This window comes from Geothrix oryzisoli (assembly GCF_022808865.1).
GTDB lineage: Bacteria > Acidobacteriota > Holophagae > Holophagales > Holophagaceae > Geothrix > Geothrix oryzisoli.
This window is the reverse complement of the sequence record NZ_JAKZLB010000002.1, coordinates 491,789-508,863: the sequence shown is the minus strand read 5'-3', so window position 1 is coordinate 508,863 and position 17,075 is coordinate 491,789. Positions and strand designations below refer to the sequence as shown.

The following is a 17,075-nucleotide window of genomic DNA, read 5'->3' as shown; positions in this document are numbered from 1 at the left end:
AGGGAGTTCCCATGAACCTCTCCACCACCTACCTCGGCCTCAAGCTGGCCCATCCGTTGATGGCGGGCGCCTCGCCCATGGTCGACGACATGGGCATGGTCAAGCGCCTCGAAGATGCCGGCGCCTCGGCCATCGTGATGCACTCCCTCTTCGAAGAGCAGATCACCCGCGAAGAGCAGGGCACCATCATGGACATGGAACTCAGCGCGCATTCCAGCGCCGAGGCCATCTCCTTCTTCCCGCAGCCCGACGAATTCCGTCTCGGCCCCGAGAAGTACCTGGAGCAGCTCCAGCGCATCAAGCAGGCCGTGGCCGTCCCGGTCATCGCCTCCCTGAACGGCACCACGCCGGCGGGCTGGCTGCACTACGGCAAGCTCATGCAGGAAGCCGGGGCCGACGCGCTGGAACTGAACGTCTACTACCTGGCCACCGATCCCGCGGAAACCGCCGCGGCGGTCGAGAAGCGCACCCTGGACATCGTGCGGGCCGTCAAAGCCGAAGTGAAGATCCCCGTCGCGGTGAAGCTCTCCCCGTTCTTCTCCTCCCTGGCGCACTTCGCCGTGGAGCTGGAGGCCGCGGGCGCCGACGGACTGGTGCTCTTCAACCGGTTCTTCCAGCCCGACATCAATGTGGAAGAGCTGCAGGCCGAGCCCAGCCTCCAGCTGTCCGGCCCCGAGGAGCTCCTGCTCCGCCTGCGCTGGCTGGCCGTGCTCCGGAGCCAGGTGAAGGGCAGCCTCGCGGCCACCGGCGGCGTCCATGACGGCATCGGTGCCCTCAAGGCCGTCATGGCAGGTGCCGACGCGGTCCAGATGGTCTCCGCCCTCCTCATCCACGGCCCCGAGCGCCTGGCCCAGTCCCGCGCGACCCTGGCCGAGTGGCTGGAAGAGCATGAGTACGAGTCCCTGGCCCAGGCCCGGGGCAGCATGAGCCTCCAGAAGTGCCCGAATGCCCAGGCCTTCACCCGCGCCAACTACATGCGCATCCTCAACGGCTGGAAGGCCTGATTCCGGTTTTTTCTCCCGGGGCCCCCGTTTCGGCGGGGGCCCCGTGCATTGTGAAAGAAATCACACTCTTTGGATGTGATTGACCTGAACATCGTCTATCATTCAGGATCGAATCATCTTCCATTCCTGCGTAGGTGACCATGCTCCCACTGTCCCAATCCTCCGGTTATGCAGTCCTGGCCATGAGCTGCCTCGAGGATCCGGGCGGAAAGCCGACGCTGGTGGTCGATGTGGCCGCCCGCACGGGCTTCCCCCGCCCCTACCTCTCCAAGATGATCCACAAGCTCGCCAAGGTGGGCCTCGTGATGGCCAAGCGCGGCAACAAGGGCGGCGTGGTGCTGGCCCTGGCCGCCAAGGAGATCACCCTCGACCTCATCGCCGAGGCCGTCGACGGCGCCGAGTGGCGGAACCAGTGCCTGCTGGGCTTCAAGGAGTGCAGCGACGAGCGGGCCTGCCCCGCCCACACCTTCTGGAAGTCCGAGCGCGACCACATCCACCGCTGCCTGAAGGACATCTCCCTGGAGGAGATCCGCACCTTCGAGCAGCAGAGCCGCACCTGGCGCCTGGCCGATGCCCTGCCCGAAAAGAAGCTCAAGCCCCGGCCCAAGAAGGCCGCCAAGCCGGCCGCCGGCGCGAAGGTCCCCACCCGCAGGCCCGCCGCAAAGGCCCCCGCCAAGAAGGCCTAGCGCGACGCGAAGGCAGCAAAGGGCCCCGCCGGAGCGGGGCCCTTTCCGTGGGGCCTCCCCGCGCTCAGGCCAGGCCGTGGTCCGCGCGGAACCGCTCCACCCCGGGGTCATGGTGCCGGGCCATGTCGGCCAGGGTGACCGAACGCAGCCGGACCAGGATCTCAGCCAGGGTGTCCTTCCAGTATTCGTGGAGGACGCAGGGCGTCTCTTCGGAGCAGCCCGCCAGCCCCACCAGGCAGCGCTTCCGCCAGGACACCCCGTCGATGGCCTCCGACAGGTCCTCCAGGGTGATCTCCGTCGCCGGCTTGGCCAGGACGACGCCGCCATGGTGTCCCCTCCGGGCCGTGACCAGCCCCTTCTTGGCCAGCTTGTGGACGAGCTTGGAGAGGTAGGAGCGGGGGATTCCCGTGTAGTCCGCCACGGACTCCACCAGGACCGGCTGCCCGCCGGGCTCCTGGAGGCAGCGCATGGCGCGCAGCGCATAACCGGTCGTCTGTGAAAGGGGAAGCACGGGCACCTCCATGAGAACGGGGTTTTTGCGGAGCCTCTTCAATGAGGATCATCCGGTAATCTAACGAGTCAACCACCCTTGTGATCTGCGTCACCATCTGCATGTCGATTGTAAAAAAACACAAAACCATCCCCGGTCACCGCCGCAGCAGGCTCCCGATGAAAACGACCCGGGTGCGGTCAGGCACCCGGGTCGTGAGGTTGGTGGAAGGGACGGGGAGGCCCCGCCCCTTCCAGGCTGTTGTGGCTTGCTAGTGCACCTTGACGGGGTCGAAGGCGGTGCCCGCGCCGTGGCAGGTGCCGCAGGATTCCGCGGCGACGTTGAGCGCGCTGCGGGGCGTCAGGACCTGCCCGCCCTGCTGGTTCATGTGGGCCTTGGCGATCGCGCTGTCGTGGCAGCTGACGCAGGCGGCCGTGAACGGCGTGGTCAACAGGTCACTGGCATTGAGGGTCGCGAGCGCGGCCTTGGCGTCCGCCGGGGTCCGGTTGGTGCCGTTGAGGAACACGCCATTGTCCGCTTCCTGGCGGGAGGCCAGGGTGTTGGCGGGCACACCGCTGTAGCCGGTGGGGGTATGGCAGCTCTGGCAGTGGTTCAGGATGCCCGGGAAGCCGATGTTGGCGCCGTCGATCAGGTTGATCGCGGAAGGCGTCCGGTCGCGGGCGATCTTGATGGACGTGGTGCGATCCTTCCCGGCGTGGAGGCCGTGGATCATGTCCTTGAAGTTGTTCGTCACCTGGGGAAGCGCCAGGGCGGCGTTCGGCAGGGTCTTGTCGAACTGCCAGGCGGTCAGGATGGCCTGGTCGGAAGCCGTGAAGGCATAAGCCTGGATGGCGGTGTCCGAGATGCCGCGGCCGCTGGTGGTCAGGCCCGGCACGTGGCACTGGACGCAGACCTGGACTTCATAGACGCGGTTGCCGCCGTGGCCTTCGAACCACTCGTGGCACTTGGCGCACTTGGCGGAATCGATGACGGTGCGGCGGGCGGCATCGCCGGTCACGGTCTTGATGACCGCGATGGCGTGGCGGGCGACATTACCGGTGCTGATGATCTGGGTGAAGTAGCCCTGCAGGGACACCGAGCGCAGCTTGGCGCCGGCGGGGAAGATCTTGGTCGCACCGACGATGTTGGCGGTGTAGTAGCCGTTGGCGTCCGGGCCGCTCAGGGTGCCGACGCTGGTGGTCTTGCCGGTATCCAGCAGGTTGGCGATGGAGACGCTGATCGGCTGGAAATTGGACGAGCCGCTGCCGAGGTTGTTGTAGTCGGCGGGGGCGGCCACGCCGTCCTGGGGCTGGGCGTATGCGAGCAGGAAGCTGGGTCCGCCCGTGAAGCCGTCCAGGGGATCCGCCATGCTGGCCGCGGGGGCCTTGAAGGTGGCGGCGGTGCCGTCGACCTTGATCTTGAAGACGACGGTCACGGCGGTGGAGGTGGCGTCAGCCGACTTGATCTCGTAGGTGACGTTCTTGAGGCCGGCGGGGATCGCCGGGTTGTTGGGCGTCACGTTGTTGGCCATGTGGTAGGTCGTGATGGCCGTGGAGTCATGGCAGATGGTGCAGGCCTTGTCGTCCGTCTGGGGGACATTGTTGCCCGGCATGTGGTTCACGCCCGTGGCGAAGTCCACCGCGTCGTGGCAGGAGCCGCAGGCGAGGCGGGTGGGCTTGGTGTTCCAGTTGGTCGACTGCGGGACATTCGAGTGGCACTTCAGGCACATCTTCTGGCCGCCATCGAGGATCGAGTAGCCGATGTTGTTGTAGAGCACGTTCGCGTAGTTGTAGCCGGTCTTCGTCAGCTCCTTGCCCTGGTGGATCTGGTGCACCATGGTCGGGAAGTCGCCAGCGGCCAGGCCGTTGACCTTGTAGGTGCTACCGGAGAAGCCGGTGGCTGTGGTCGTGGCCTCGGCGCGGCCGAACTTGCGCTGGTCCGTGTGGCAGACCACGCAGTAGCGGGTCTCGACGCGGCCGCCGCCGTGGAAGGCCAGCTTGTCGTGGCACTCGTTGCAGCGGTTGATGGAGACGACGTCGCGGATGTCCGTGCCGGCGGCCACGGGGGCGCCGGTGGCGGGCACGAAGTCGTAGATCACGTTGATGGGGTTCGCCATGGCCACGCCCGGGACGAGCGTCGTGCCATCGGCCGTGTTGCTGCCGGTGCCGCGCGCATTGCCCGAGAACTGCAGGGCGATGCGATGCACGAGCGCGGGCGCGTAGGTCGCGTCACCCAGGTCGGTCTTGACGCTGGGGGCCGTGTAGGTCGCCGCGTCCAGGGCCGCCTGGACCTTGGTGATGTCACGGTAGAAGGTGTACTTGTAGGTGCCGTCGCCGTTGTCCACCAGGGTGCCGGTGTTGTCGGTCGTGGGCCGGGTGGGGGCCGCGGCGGCGGTGGTGGTCGGGGTGCTCGTCACGATGTAGCTGACCCACTTGCTGGGAGCCTTGGTGGTGGCGTCCTCGGGCACCAGCTTCGCGATGGCGAAGGCCAGGTTGGGATAGCTGGCGGCCACGGCGGTGGAGCTCTTCGACGTGAAGGCGCCGAGGCCCACGATGGGGGTTCCGGCGGCGTCGGTGAGCTTGAAGTTCACGACCGGGGCGGCGCCCATGGTGACTGAAGTGATCGTGCCCGTGGGCTGGAGGGCGGCCCACTGGTCCGTCGACAGCTTCGCCAGGTCGACCTTGGGGGTGGCGTTGGTGCCGTTGGTCCCGTTGGTGCCGTTGGTTCCGTTCGTGCCGTTGGTCCCGTTCGCGCCCGCGGGGCCGGTCTTCCCGTCGCAGGCCACCAGGGCCAGCAGCACGGCGGCTGCGGCGAGGGCGCCGCAGAGTTGTTTCAAGGGTCGGTGTTGCATGCTTCGTTCTCCTTCTGGAGAGTCAAGCTTGGGGGTGGGGGTAGGGGACTCGCCTGGGGTCCGGGGGAAACGTGGCTGCGCGCGGGATCCAGAACGAGCGGTGACCCGTGACATTGAAAGCACACGCACCTCCCGGGAGGAGAGTTCCATCGGGGATTCGTCAATGATGATCTATCGGTAATTTAATGAGTCAACCACCCTTGTGACGTTTGTCACCTACTGGTCATAAATTGTAAAAACCCACCATGTCTTTTTGATGTTGCGAATCATTTCCCATCTCGAAATCGCCTCAAAAAGTCTCCTTCATCCTGGAAACTGCACGGTCGTTCCGCCGGGCAATCCGCGCGGCAGAACCGAACGAGGACCCGGCGCTGGAAGGCATCCGGATCCTCGTCTGGGGGCGTGAAAGGCCGCCAGGGCGCAGCGAGCCGCGCCCTGGCGGAAACCTTACTTGAACGTCATGTGGACGGTCTTGATGTCCGCCGTACGGCCGGGGCCATGGCAGACCAGGCACTGTTCGACCTTGAGAAGCGCCGTGGCGCGGGGCTCGTAGAACGCGCCGCCGTTGCCCTGGAAGTGGGCGATCCCCGCGGCGGAGTCGTGACAGTTGGAGCAGGCCGCGGTGATCGGCGAGCTCACCAGGGTGGTCGAGGCCGCGTCGGCGTACGGCGTGGCGCTGCCGGTCGCGAAGTTGGTCGCGAAACCGGAGCCGTAGGCGGTGCCGGCCGTCACGAACGGCGAGTAGTAGGTGCCCGGAAGCACATCCGTGCCGTCACCCTTCACGTAGTTGATCGTCGCAGGCGTGGTGCCGGTGGCGACGGTCGTCCACAGCAGGTTGGGCAGGGCCGCCTGGCTGGCGCTGTTCCTGAAATCGTAGGAGCCGGGCACATGGCAAGCTTCGCAGTTGTTCAGGATGGCCGGGTAGGTGACCTCCCAGTAGTAGTCGCCCGCGGAGACTTCCCACGAGTACTTGTTGGCCCGCTTGCCGGCGGCGTGGATGGCATGCACCGCGTCCTTGATGTTCACGCCCCAGCCGGCGTTCACGCGGTTCACGTTGTGGCAGAAGGTGCAGGTCGGCGCGTCGTTGCGCTGGCCCGCGTGGTACACCTTCTCGGTGAAGATGCCCAGCGTGGCGTGGCAGTCGTTGCACTTCTGGTTGCTGACAATGGCGCGGCGGGCCGCGCTACCGCTCATCACCTTGATGACGTTGGGCGCCGGGACGCTCACGCCGCCCTGGCCGGTCCCCAACACCTGGACCCACTTGCTGGTGGTCGTGTTGAAGGTCACCTGCAGGGGCGAGTAGGCGTAGCCCGCCACGTTGATCTGGGTCAGGGGCTGGGTGGAGCTCAGGCCGTAGGTGTAGCCGATGCCGCCCGTGAGATTGGTGGCGGTGGCGGGGATGGCCACGCCCGTCATGGTCAGGGTGTAGTAGCCATTGGTGTCGGGTCCACTGAGCGTTCCGGCCTGGGTGGCCGCGAGGGTGTTCCCGTACTGGTCCTTGCCGTCTCCCCGCCAGAGGTTTTTGACGTAGGTGCTGACCGTGGCGTTCCAGTCGGCCGGGGCCGCGATGCCGTCCTGGGGCACGGAGAAGGCCAGGTAGACGCTCGGTCCGCCCACGTAGTTGTCCCAGAATTCCGGCGTGGTGGTGGTGTCCACGAACGTCTTGAAGTCCTTCCGGAGGCCGTCTTCCAGGAACCGGAAGACGAAGACCGGCTGGCTGCTGGCGTTCAGGCTGACGGACTTGAGATCCCAGGTCACGAGGTGGGCGCCGTTGGGCAGGATGCCGGTGTAGCCGGCCACGTAGGAGGCGTTGGTGTTGTTGTTGCCGCCGGAGACCAGCCAGCCGTTGCTGGCGTTGGGCGCCACCACGGGCGTATGGATGACCTGCATCTGCGAGGCCCCGTGGCAGCTGGTGCAGTCCTTGTCGCTGATCTGGGCGCCGCCCGCGTGGTTCGCGCCGCTGATCCAAACGATGGAATCGTGGCATCCGCCGCAGGCGAGGCGGCTCGGCACGGCCTTCCAGTTGTCGCCCTGGGGGGCGCTGGCCGACTGGGTGTGGCACTTCGTGCAGTTCCGCAGATCCTGCGGGTAGGTGACTTCGTTGTAGGGCAGGAACTGGTTGTAGCCCTGGTAGTAGAGGAGCTCACCCGTGTGGATGTGGTGGACCATGTTGGGGAAGTTGGCCAGGGCCATGCCCTGGAGCTTCTGGGTGCTGCCGTAGACGCCGTTGGCCAGCAGGACGTTGCCGGAGGCAGGCAGGGAATCGCCGCTGGCGTACTTCAGCTGATCCGTGTGGCACACCACGCACAGGTGGGTGTCGTTGATGGCCGGGAAGAAGTCGGCGTGCATGGACAGCTTGGTGTGGCAGGTGTTGCAGGAGGCGGTATCCACGATCACCCGCTCCGTATCGGTGGCCACGACGGGCTTCCCGGTGGTGGGAATGAAGTCGTAGTAGAGGTTCGCGGAGGTGAGCAGCTGGGTGGTGGTGCCGGGCTGGTTCCCGCCCACGGCCACCATCAAGCGGTGGGTCAGGGTCGGATCATAGGTCAGGTCGTCGAGATCGGACTTGAGGTGGCTGGCGTCGTAGGTGGCCCCGTCCACGTAGCCCTTGGCCTTGGTGAGGTCCAGGGCGAAGGTGTAGGTGTAGGTGCCGTCGAGGTTGTCCTTCAGGGTGCCGTTGTTCTCGGGCTCGGTGAAGCCGGGCACGGCCGCCTGGCCCGCGGCCGGGGTGGTCACCACGTTGTAGCAGACCCAGCGGCTGGGGCTGCCGTTGGTCCCTGGCACCAGCTTGGAGATCGCGAAGGCGAAGTTGGCGTAGTTCCCGCTCGCCGACTTGGCGGCGAGGCCGCTCACCGGCGTGCCCACGCCGTCAGTGAGGGTGAAGGTCACGACGGGCGCGCCGCCCATGGTGACGCTGTTGACCGCGCCCTTGAGGGTCAGCTGGGCCCACTGGTCGCTGGTCAGCTGGGCGGCATTCACGGTGATGACGGCATTGGTGCCGTTCGTGCCGTTGGTGCCGTTCGTGCCATTGGTGCCGTTCGTCCCGTTGGCTCCGGCCGCGCCCGTCTTGCCGTCGCAGGCGACCAGCATCAGGATGACGGCGGCGCCTGCCACGAGGCCGCAGAGCTGTTTCAAAGGTCGATGGTGCATGGTTCATCCTCCTTTGGGGACTTGGACTGCCGGCCTTCAGGCGATAAGGAAGCATCGACCTTCAAGGAGCACGGCCTCCGCATGATTTCGCCAATGATGATCTTCCGGTAATCTAACGAGTCAACCGCCCTTGTGACCTGTGTCACGGAACCCGTGACATTCCGGAAAGCCTTCAACACAAAGGACCTTGGCGTCCGTACAACAGAAGCCCCCGTTCCCGGGGGCTTCTGCGAGGGTGCGGTGGTCTTCTACCGGGCCTGGGGTTTCGGCGCGGGCTGCCGGGCCACGATCTGCTTCCGCAGGGTCTGGAAGAGGTCGTTGGGCAGGATGTTCTTCGTCACCAGGAAGGCCTTGGAGAGGTAGGGACGGCCGGCGATGATCTTGTCGGCGTAGGCGTCCGTGATGCCCGGCAGCTTCTTCAACTGCTCCTTGGTGGCGCTGTTGATATCGACGGCCTTGGCGTCGGCCGCGGCCTTCGCCTTGGCCCGCTCTTTGACCTTGGCGGCCCCGCTCTTGGCCTTGGCGGCCTTGGCGGCCTGGGACTCGGCCTTCCGGGGCGCCGCGGCCTCTTCCTGGGCCCGGGCCGGGAACGCCGGGGCCAGGAGGGTGGAAGCGGCCAGTGCAAGGTTCATCAGGGGGTTCTTCATGGGGACCTCATGAGGCGGACCGCCGATTTTCCGGCCGGGGCGGCTGGATTGTCAATCGGCCCATGTCCTGGTGGGTGCATCAGAAAGAGGACCCGGCGCTGGAAGGCATCCGGGTCCTCTCGGTCGTGGCGGTTGCTGGTCGCCAGGGCGCGGCGAACCGCGCCCTGGCGGGGGACATTACTTGAAGTTCATGTGGACGGCCTTGATGTCAGCCGTGCGGCCGGAGCCGTGGCAGACCATGCACTGCTCGACCTTGAGGAGCGCGGTGGCGCGAGCCTCGTAGAACGCACCGCCGTTGCCCTTGAAGTGGGCGATGGCAGCCGGGGTGTCGTGGCAGTTGGAGCAGGCAGAGGTGATCGGGCTGTTCACCAGGGTGGTGGAAGCGGCCTGGGTGATCGCCTGGGTCGTGCCGTTGTAGCCGAAGCCGCTGCCGAAGGCGTAAGCGGAACCGTAGGCGGCCGTGAAGGGCGACCAGTAGACGCCGGGAACGGTCTCGTTGCCCGTCACGATGGCATTGACGGGGGTCGGGGTCGTGCCGGTGGCGACGGTGGTCCAAAGCAGGTTGGGAATGGCGGCCGCGTTGGTGCTGTTGCTGAAGTCGTACGAGCCGGGCACGTGGCAGGCTTCGCAGTTGTTCAGGATGGCCGGGTAGGTGACATTCCAGTAGGTGTCGCCCGCGGAGACTTCCCACGAGAACTTGTTCACCCGCTTGTCGGCGGCGTGGATGGAGTGGATCGCATCCTTGATGTTCACGCCCCAGCCGCTGTTGACGCGGTTGACGTTGTGGCAGAAGGTGCAGGTCGGGGCGTCGTTGCGCTCACCGGCGTGGTAGGTCTTGTCGGTGAACACGCCAAGGACGGCGTGGCAGTCGTTGCACTTCTGATTGCTGACGATGGAGCGGCGGGCCGTCTGGGCCGCGAAGCCGGTGGGCAGGGTGCCGCTGACGAGCTTGGCCACGTTGGGCGCGGGCACGCTCAGACCGCCGGTGCCGGTGATGCCCCCGGAGTACGGGAAGGCGGGCAGGTCGATCTGGGTGAGCGGAGGATTGCCGTAGCTGTAGTTGTAGCCGATGCCAGCCGTGATCTGGGTGGCGCCTGCCGGGACGGAGGCCGCGAAGGTCAGGGCGTAGTAGCCGTTCGCGTCGGGGCCGGTCATGGTCGCGGACGTGACGGTCTTGTTCCAGACGTTCCGGATGGTGGCGCTGAGGGTGGCGTTCCAGTCGGCGGGAGCGGCAATGCCGTCCTGGAGTACGCCGAAGGCGACATAGGCGTTGGGGCTGCCGATGTAGCCGGGCATCAGCTCGGCGGTGGCGTCGGCGGCGGCGGGGGCGGCGTTGAAGGCCACCGCGGTGCCGTCCTGCAGGAAGCGGAAGGTGAGGACCGGCTGGCCGGTCGCGGTCAGGGTGACGCTCTTCAGATCATAGGTGATCTGGTGGGCGCCGGCGGGCAGGATGCTCTTGTAGTCGGCGATGTAGGAGCCGTTGGTGTGGCTGCCGGCGACGTAGCCCGGGTTGGGCGCGAGCATCGGGGTGTGGATGACCTGCATCTGCGAGGCGCCGTGGCAGCCGGTGCAGTTCAGGTCGCTGGTCTGGGGGCCGCCAGCGTGGTTGGTGCCGGCCACCCAGTCGATGCCGTCGTGGCAGGCGCCACAGGCCATGCGGCTGGGGTTGGTCTTCCAGGCATCACCCTGGGGGGTGGCGGCGATGGAAGCGGTGTGGCACTTGCTGCAGTTGCGCAGGTCCTGCGGGTAGGTGGTCTCGTTGAAGGCGATCCCGGCGTAGAGGTAGCCGGTCTTCTGGAGGAACTCACCCGCGTGGAGGCGGTGGATGAAGGCCGGGAAGTCGGCGACGCCCAGGCCGTTGATCTTGTAGGTGTTGCCGGTGTAGCCCGTGGCCGTGGTGGTGGCTTCGGGGTTGCCGTACTTGCGCTGGTCGGTGTGGCAGACCACGCAGTAGCGGGGATCGACACGGTTGCCGCCGTGGACCACCAGGCGGGTGTGGCAGGTGTTGCAGGACGTCATGTCCACGATGTTGCGCTGCGCCGTGGCGGCCGGAGCGGCACCGGTGGCAGGGACGAAATCGTAGGTGATGTTGGCGGGGTTCAGGATGGGCACGCCGGTGATGCCGGTGTTGGAGCCGTCGGGCGTGTTGGTGCTGGTGCCGCGGGCGTTGCCGCCGATCTGGATGCTGACGCGGTGGGTCAAGGTGGGCTGGTAGCTCACGTCGCCGAGGTCGGCGCGGAGGTTGTTGCCCGTGTAGGTGTAGCCATCCAGGAAGGCCTGGGCCGCCGTGATGTCACGGTAGAAGGTGTACTTGTAGGAGCCGTCGCCGTTGTCGACCAGGGTGCCCGTGTTGTCGGTGCTGGGCTTGGAGGGCGCCGCGGCGGTGGTGGTGCTGGGCATCGTGGTGACGATGTAGTTCACCCACTTGCTGGGGCTGCCATCGGTGCCGGCGGGCACCAGCTTCGCGATGCTGAAGGCGAAGTTGGGGTAGCTGGGGACGATGTTGGTCGAGGTCTTGGTGGTGAAGCCAAGGCCGCTGACGGGGGTTCCCTTGCTGTCGGTGACGGTGAAGTTGACGACGGGCTTGGTGCCCATGGTCACGCTGGTCACGGTGCCGTTCAGGCTCATCTGGCCCCACTGGTCGGGGGTGAGCTGGGCAGCGTTCACAGTGATGACCGCGTTGGTACCGTTGGTGCCGTTGGTGCCATTGGTACCGTTGGTACCGTTGGTGCCGTTCGCACCGGCGGGGCCCGTCTTGCCGTTACAGCCGATCAGCACCAGGGCGACGGCTGCGGTGGCGATGAGGCCGCAGAGCTGTTTCAGAGGTCGGTGTTGCATGCTTCATTCTCCTTAAGGGGAGTCAAACTGCTGTTGAGTGGGCGGTGGGGGAAGACGTCAGGCTGATGGACCGGATGGGCACCTCCTAACCAGGGAAGCTCGTGCCGTGGCACAGGGTGTTGTTGAAGCAGCCAGGCGCGGTTCCGGCGGGGGCCGGGGTCACGGGCTTGAGGGAGGAGTTCGCCCCGTTGGTGTGGCACTGGGCGCAGGCGGGAGCGTTCCCGCTGTTCGTGTTGACGTGGCTGGGCGAGGTGAAGGTGGCGCCGCGCCAGGGGGCGTCGGGGTGCGGCGCCTTGGTGTGGCAGGACTTGCAGGACACGGCGATGCCATCGGTGTAGTTCGCCCCATGGCACTTGGTGCAGTAGGCGAAGCCGGAGCCGTCGACCACCGTGCCGCCGATCAGCTGGGTGCTGGCCGGGACGGCCTGGGCGCCCATGCGGCCGTGCTGGCTGGCGTCGGCCCAGCCCGCGGGGTGGTCCACGCCGCTGGTGTGGCAGCTGAAGCAACTCACCTTGGAGATGCCGCCGGCCGCGGCGGGATCGGAGGTCGATCCGTGGCAGGTGCGGCACTGGTCGGGCGCCTTGACGTAATCGATGTAGTGGACCTGGATCCAGTTCGTCGGGTGCTGCCCGGTGGTGGCATTGAACGGAGCCCCCTTCCCGGCGGTTCCGGCGCATCCCCAGGCAAGAAGCGCGAGGACCATCGCGAAACAGCTTCCTACCATCAACTTAATTCGGCTCATGGTGTTCCCCTTGGACACGTGTTCAGTTCCTACCGGTGGCAAGCCGCGCACTTCTCGTTGTTGGCCCGGCCGTGGCAGGCGTAGCAGCTGGACGGATCCATCTTTCCTTCGATGCGGTGCTGGGTCATGAAGTCACCCCGGTGCGGCGACTCCCGATCGGGCCGATCGCTGAGGCGGGTGGCGGGCTTCATGGGGACCTTGCCGCCGTGGCAGTCCGCGCAGAAGGACTGGGCGTGGCAGGCGGCGCAGGTGTTGGAGTCCTGGTTGGCCTGGAAGCGGTGATCCTTCACGAAGGTGGGCGTGTGGTCGAAGGAGGCGTACGGCTTGAGGGCGCCCTTGGCCACGTCGTTGCTGTGGCACTCGGAGCAGATGGGCCGGCCCGCGCCCAGTTCCTGGGGGTGGGTCGCCGCGAAGCTCGCCTCGGGCGAGATGAGACTGCACGCCATCAGGACGCCAAGGCCCAGCGCGATGCCGATGATCTGGAAAATGGACTTCCGGGCCATTAGCGACCTCCCTTCTTAGCAAAGCCGAACCGATACTCGGCCCGCAGGAGCCCCCGGGTCTCGTGCTTCGCGACCGGGGTGCTGCCGTAGCTGATATCTCCGGACACCTTCACGTTCGTGGTGGCCTGGTATCCGAGCGAGCCCACCACCTCATAGACGTTCCGGATCCCGACGAGGTAGGGATTGTTCTCCTCGTACCTCTGGAGGATGCCATCCAGGCTCGCGGTGAGCTTGCCCCGGGTGACCATGGCCCACAGGCGGCTCTCCATGTGGCTCAGGCTGCGGTACGGAGTCGCGGGATCGACGAACTTGGTGTTCCCGGCATTCACCCAGTGGGCGCCGACGCCGGCGAGGAAGGTCCGCTCGCTGGTGGCCCAGCGGATCTCGCCACCGGCCCGGTTCACATCGCCGAAGGCCTCGCGGTGCATGTGGCGGTAGTCGCCCACCAGCTGCACGCCCGTGGGGGCGTTCCAGGTGATGCTTCCCCCGAAGCCGCGGAACATGTCGTTCTCGTCCTGGCGGAAGAGGGACGGGAGGTTCGTGCCGGCGAAGAAGGCGTAGAAGTTCCGTTCCGCATAGTTGCCGGTCATGGTGACCTGCTCGCCGAGCTTCACGGTGGCGGTGTAGTCATGCTCGGCGATGCGGGACCGCTCGGGGGCGCCGGGCGCCTGATCCGGGTGGCTGGCCACGTCGAAGACGGTCCGGCCGCGGAGGTCGAAGACGGTGGCGGGGGTGATCCGGACGTCCACGCCCAGCTGCTTCCGCGTGTAGTCGATGGGAGAGGGGATGTCGAGATCCTTCGCCGCCTTGGTGCCGTCCTGGAGGTAGGAGACGCCGATCTCGCCGACCTTGGGCATGCGCCAGGCGAACCGGGTGCCGAAGATGAAGTCCCGCTGGAAGTCGTAGTCCGCCTGGTTCCGGGGATCCACCGTCTTGTAGTAGACCGGCTTCCCGCCGAAGGCTGAGAAGGAGAAGCCGCCGCGCAGGTCCGTCCGGACGCTGACGCCATCGACCTGTTCGAAGCCGGTGGCCTGGTTGGTCGTGAAGCGGCCCGCCTTGATCTCGGCATTGGCCTGGTCGAAGCGGTACTGCAGGTAGCCGTAGTTCAGGTAGCCGCCGGACTTCGAGCCATCGAAATTGCTGGCGTCGCTCAGGTCGGTCCGGCCCCAGCCGAAGAGGTGCAGGGAGAGGTTGTCGGTGCCCAGCTTGGTGGCATCGATGCCGAGGTACTGGGTGGCCGGGGTGAAGGTGCTCTTGTCAAAGCCCGGTGTCTCCTGCTTCCACATCTGGGCCATGGTGGTGCCGTACAGGCTCACCTCCTGGCCCCAGGCCGTGGCTGACATCAGTGTGGCAAGCAGGACCACTTGGATTCGTGGCTTCATGATTCGCCTCATGCGGTGGCGTGATTGGACCGGGGTGGAATAGCAGAAGGAACAGGACCGTGATCTTTGGAAAGCCTTGCCATTGCGGGCCTGACGCGGGTGAAAGCTGATGCTGGCGTCAGAAACAAAACTATATCCCCCACTCTGGCTACCTCAAGGGTGTAAATGCTCAATTCGCGCATGAATGTATGGTTATGTGTGACGACATAAAAATGGTTTCTTGTGTAGCCATAATTAGATAAATATTTTTAAATAAATAAGTTACATAAAACAAGACATGTAAAATACAGGTCCTCGAAATAAAGCAGTCATCACGTGTTTTCTTGGTTGGGACAAAGTTGTGACCTTTGCCACTGGGGGAAGGTTCCCCCTTTTTCATGCAGATTCCGGATGCCGGTGGACCCCATCCGGGCAAAAGGGGATCCGGCACCGGTCCGGTCTACGGTCCAGCTGGTCGCATGGTCGGACCGGCCTCCCTGTGACCCCCGGCACTACGCTGGCTCTGCATACTTCCCGCTTGGAAAAGGTTGGAGGTTTTCATGGTTCAGAGCACCCTCGCGCTGGGGGTTGAAGCGGTGGGATGCGCCGCCTTCGATGCCGGCATCAAGGGCGCGTTCGGCTATCCGGGCACGCCATCCACAGAGGGGTTCGAGGCGGTCGAACAACTCATCCGCCAGGCCCAAGACGGCCGCGTGGCCCAGTGGGCCGCCAATGAGAAGGTGGCCTACGACCTGGCCCTGGGAGTGAGCTACTCGGGCTTCCGCACCCTGGTCACCATGAAGCATGTGGGCTTGAACGTGGCCATGGATGCCTACGCCAACTCGGCCCTCACCGGAGTCCGGGGTGGTCTGGTGCTGCTGGTGGCCGATGATCCCGGCATGCACAGCAGCCAGAACGAGCAGGACAGCCGCCGTCTGGCGGAATTCGCCTGGCTGCCCTGCCTGGAGCCCAGCACCGTCCAGGAGTGCTACGACCTCACCTTCCGGGCCTTCGAGCTGTCCGAGGCCCTCCAGGTGCCTGTCATGTTGCGCATCGTCACCCGCCTCGCCCACTGCCGCGCTGCCCTGGCCCGCCGGGCGCCCCTGGCCCCCACCGGCCTGGGCCCGGTCCCGGAAGCCGCCATCCAGGACTGGGTGCTGATCCCCGCCAATGCGCGCCGCCGTTATGTGGACCTGCTGGAGAAGCAGCCCCGCCTGATGGCCGAGACCACCCCCCTCAACCGCCTCGTCCCCGGGACGAAGCGCCGCGGCGTGGCCCTGTCGGGCATGGGCCGGGCCTACTTCGGGCAGCTGATCCACGAGCACCCCGCCCTGGCGGAGCTGCCCCGACTGGAGATCGCCGCCTACCCCGTGGATCCCGCGCTGGAGCAGGCCTTCCTCGCGCAGGTGGACGAGGTCGTGGTCTTCGAGGAGGACTATCCCGTTCTGGAGGAACGCCTGGGCCTGCGCGGCAGCGCCAAGGTCCGCGGCCGCCTGGACGGCGCCCTGCCCCGCACGGGCGAGCTGTCCCCCCGTCTTCTGAAGGACGCCCTGGGTCTGGCGACTCCAGCCGGAAAGGCCGCCACCAGCCTCGACCTGCCGATCCGCGGGCCCCGGTTCTGCGATGGCTGCGGCCACGTGGATGCCTACGAGGCCCTGCAGGAGGCCCTCGCCAGCGTGGGCGCCCCGGCCACACGCGTCTTCGGGGACATCGGCTGCTACACCCTGGCGGCCCAGGAGCCCATGGCCGCCATCCACGCGGTGGTGGAGATGGGCGCCAGCATCAGCATGGCGGTGGGTGCGGCCCTGGCGGGCCAGACGCCCGCGGTGGCCGTCATCGGCGATTCCACCTTCGGCCACAGCGGCCTGCCCGCCCTGTTGACGGCGGCGGACGCCGGCGTGAACGTCACCGTGATGATCCTCGACAACCGGGTGGTGGGCATGACGGGCCAGCAGCCCAGCCAGGCCCTCGACCAGGTGGAGCGCATGGTGCGCGGCATGGGTGTCCCGGACGACCAGATCCAGGTGCTCCTGCCCGTGCCCAAACAGCACGATGCCAATGTCGCGGCCGTCGCGGCCGCCCTGCAGCATCCCGGCCCCTCGGTGGTGGTGTTCCGCCGGGAGTGCATCCAGTCCATCCGCCGCGGCCTCCTGAAGGACCATGACCGCCAGGAACGCGAGCGCTGCACCACCGAGGTCTGCTCATGAACGCTTCCCGCATCCACGGCATCGTCCTGTCCGGCGTCGGCGGCCAGGGGGTGCTCTCCCTCGCCCAGATCCTGCTGGAAGCCCTGCGCCGCAGCGGCCTCCACGCCCTCCAGTCCGAGATCCACGGCATGAGCCAGCGGGGCGGCAGCGTCCACGCCCAGGTCTGCTATTCGGAGGTACCCCTCAGCTCGCCCATCCTCGACGAGGGCGGCGCCGACCTCCTCATCGCCCTCGAGCCCCTGGAGGCCCTGCGCTATGTCTCCATGCTCCGCATGAACGGGCACCTCATCGTCTCCGAGGAGCCCCAGATGGACATGGCGGGCTACCCGCCCCTGGACGATATCTACGCGGCCCTCAAGGCCGTGCGGGGCGCCCACCTCATCGATACCGAAGACCTGGCCCGGCGCCTCAACCACCGCCAGGCCGGCGGCATGGCCCTGCTGGGCATGGCCTCCCGCTTCCTGCCCATCGAGGACGACATCTGGCGCGACGTCATCACCCAGCGCTTCGAAGCCAAGGGCGCCCGGGTCACCGAGAAGAACCTCGAAGCCTTCGAGGCGGGGCGCGGCCTGATCCAGGAACCGGTGGGAGCCTGA

Annotated in this window: 12 protein-coding genes; 4 read left to right on the top strand and 8 right to left on the bottom strand. The window is 66.5% G+C overall.

The window, feature by feature from the left end:
- The first annotated feature begins 11 nt into the window (after positions 1 to 11).
- Together MLE43_RS07030 and MLE43_RS07025 are read left to right on the top strand one after the other, a co-directional pair.
- On the top strand, positions 12 to 1,004 hold the full coding sequence (locus tag MLE43_RS07030; protein WP_243302825.1) for a dihydroorotate dehydrogenase-like protein: 993 nt from the start codon (positions 12 to 14) through the stop codon (positions 1,002 to 1,004).
- Positions 1,005 to 1,144: 140 nt separating this feature from the next.
- Positions 1,145 to 1,690 (top strand): RrF2 family transcriptional regulator, encoded by a 546-nt coding sequence (locus MLE43_RS07025; protein ID WP_243302824.1) that lies wholly within the window; start codon positions 1,145 to 1,147, stop codon positions 1,688 to 1,690.
- A gap of 64 nt (positions 1,691 to 1,754) precedes the next feature.
- Here the strand turns inward: MLE43_RS07025 and MLE43_RS07020 are convergent, their stop codons facing one another.
- From MLE43_RS07020 to MLE43_RS06985, 8 genes are all read right to left on the bottom strand, one after another.
- Positions 1,755 to 2,201, bottom strand: a complete 447-nt coding sequence (locus MLE43_RS07020) for an RrF2 family transcriptional regulator (RefSeq protein WP_243302822.1) — start codon at positions 2,199 to 2,201, stop codon at positions 1,755 to 1,757.
- A gap of 250 nt (positions 2,202 to 2,451) precedes the next feature.
- Positions 2,452 to 5,031 carry an OmcA/MtrC family decaheme c-type cytochrome gene (locus MLE43_RS07015; protein WP_243302820.1) on the bottom strand — a complete coding sequence of 860 codons (2,580 nt, stop codon included), beginning with the start codon at positions 5,029 to 5,031 and terminating at the stop codon, positions 2,452 to 2,454.
- A gap of 447 nt (positions 5,032 to 5,478) precedes the next feature.
- Entirely contained in the window at positions 5,479 to 8,181 is a 2,703-nt protein-coding gene (locus MLE43_RS07010; protein WP_243302818.1) for an OmcA/MtrC family decaheme c-type cytochrome, read from the bottom strand.
- 248 nt (positions 8,182 to 8,429) lie between these two features.
- The gene (locus MLE43_RS07005) at positions 8,430 to 8,828 is read right to left on the bottom strand and encodes a ComEA family DNA-binding protein (RefSeq protein WP_243302816.1); all 399 of its coding nucleotides are present in this window, start codon (positions 8,826 to 8,828) and stop codon (positions 8,430 to 8,432) included.
- A 177-nt stretch (positions 8,829 to 9,005) separates the two neighbouring features.
- Positions 9,006 to 11,666 (bottom strand): OmcA/MtrC family decaheme c-type cytochrome, encoded by a 2,661-nt coding sequence (locus MLE43_RS07000; protein ID WP_243302814.1) that lies wholly within the window; start codon positions 11,664 to 11,666, stop codon positions 9,006 to 9,008.
- Positions 11,667 to 11,751: 85 nt separating this feature from the next.
- Positions 11,752 to 12,369, bottom strand: coding sequence for a hypothetical protein (locus MLE43_RS06995; RefSeq protein WP_243302812.1), 618 nt, complete (start codon positions 12,367 to 12,369; stop codon positions 11,752 to 11,754).
- A 68-nt stretch (positions 12,370 to 12,437) separates the two neighbouring features.
- Entirely contained in the window at positions 12,438 to 12,911 is a 474-nt protein-coding gene (locus tag MLE43_RS06990; protein ID WP_243303119.1) for a hypothetical protein, read from the bottom strand.
- Positions 12,911 to 14,293 carry a hypothetical protein gene (locus MLE43_RS06985; protein ID WP_243302810.1) on the bottom strand — a complete coding sequence of 461 codons (1,383 nt, stop codon included), beginning with the start codon at positions 14,291 to 14,293 and terminating at the stop codon, positions 12,911 to 12,913. Before MLE43_RS06985 ends, MLE43_RS06990 begins: the two co-directional genes overlap by 1 nt.
- A gap of 539 nt (positions 14,294 to 14,832) precedes the next feature.
- Between MLE43_RS06985 and MLE43_RS06980 the strand changes: the two genes are divergently transcribed.
- Both MLE43_RS06980 and MLE43_RS06975 read left to right on the top strand, forming a co-directional pair.
- The gene (locus MLE43_RS06980; RefSeq protein ID WP_243302809.1) at positions 14,833 to 16,479 is read left to right on the top strand and encodes a thiamine pyrophosphate-dependent enzyme; all 1,647 of its coding nucleotides are present in this window, start codon (positions 14,833 to 14,835) and stop codon (positions 16,477 to 16,479) included.
- Positions 16,476 to 17,075, top strand: coding sequence for an indolepyruvate oxidoreductase subunit beta (locus tag MLE43_RS06975; RefSeq protein WP_243302806.1), 600 nt, complete (start codon positions 16,476 to 16,478; stop codon positions 17,073 to 17,075). Before MLE43_RS06980 ends, MLE43_RS06975 begins: the two co-directional genes overlap by 4 nt.

Excerpts from the sequence above, each read along its gene's own strand:
- MLE43_RS06995 (WP_243302812.1), bottom strand. The coding sequence starts at position 12,369 with ATGGTCCTCGCGCTTCTTGCCTGGGGATGCGCCGGAACCGCCGGGAAG.
- MLE43_RS07030 (WP_243302825.1), top strand. The coding sequence starts at position 12 with ATGAACCTCTCCACCACCTACCTCGGCCTCAAGCTGGCCCATCCGTTG.
- MLE43_RS06980 (WP_243302809.1), top strand. The coding sequence starts at position 14,833 with ATGGTTCAGAGCACCCTCGCGCTGGGGGTTGAAGCGGTGGGATGCGCC.
- MLE43_RS06985 (WP_243302810.1), bottom strand. The coding sequence starts at position 14,293 with ATGAAGCCACGAATCCAAGTGGTCCTGCTTGCCACACTGATGTCAGCC.
- MLE43_RS07000 (WP_243302814.1), bottom strand. The coding sequence starts at position 11,666 with ATGCAACACCGACCTCTGAAACAGCTCTGCGGCCTCATCGCCACCGCA.
- MLE43_RS06975 (WP_243302806.1), top strand. The coding sequence starts at position 16,476 with ATGAACGCTTCCCGCATCCACGGCATCGTCCTGTCCGGCGTCGGCGGC.
- MLE43_RS07005 (WP_243302816.1), bottom strand. The coding sequence starts at position 8,828 with ATGAAGAACCCCCTGATGAACCTTGCACTGGCCGCTTCCACCCTCCTG.
- MLE43_RS06990 (WP_243303119.1), bottom strand. The coding sequence starts at position 12,911 with ATGGCCCGGAAGTCCATTTTCCAGATCATCGGCATCGCGCTGGGCCTT.
- MLE43_RS07025 (WP_243302824.1), top strand. The coding sequence starts at position 1,145 with ATGCTCCCACTGTCCCAATCCTCCGGTTATGCAGTCCTGGCCATGAGC.
- MLE43_RS07015 (WP_243302820.1), bottom strand. The coding sequence starts at position 5,031 with ATGCAACACCGACCCTTGAAACAACTCTGCGGCGCCCTCGCCGCAGCC.
- MLE43_RS07010 (WP_243302818.1), bottom strand. The coding sequence starts at position 8,181 with ATGCACCATCGACCTTTGAAACAGCTCTGCGGCCTCGTGGCAGGCGCC.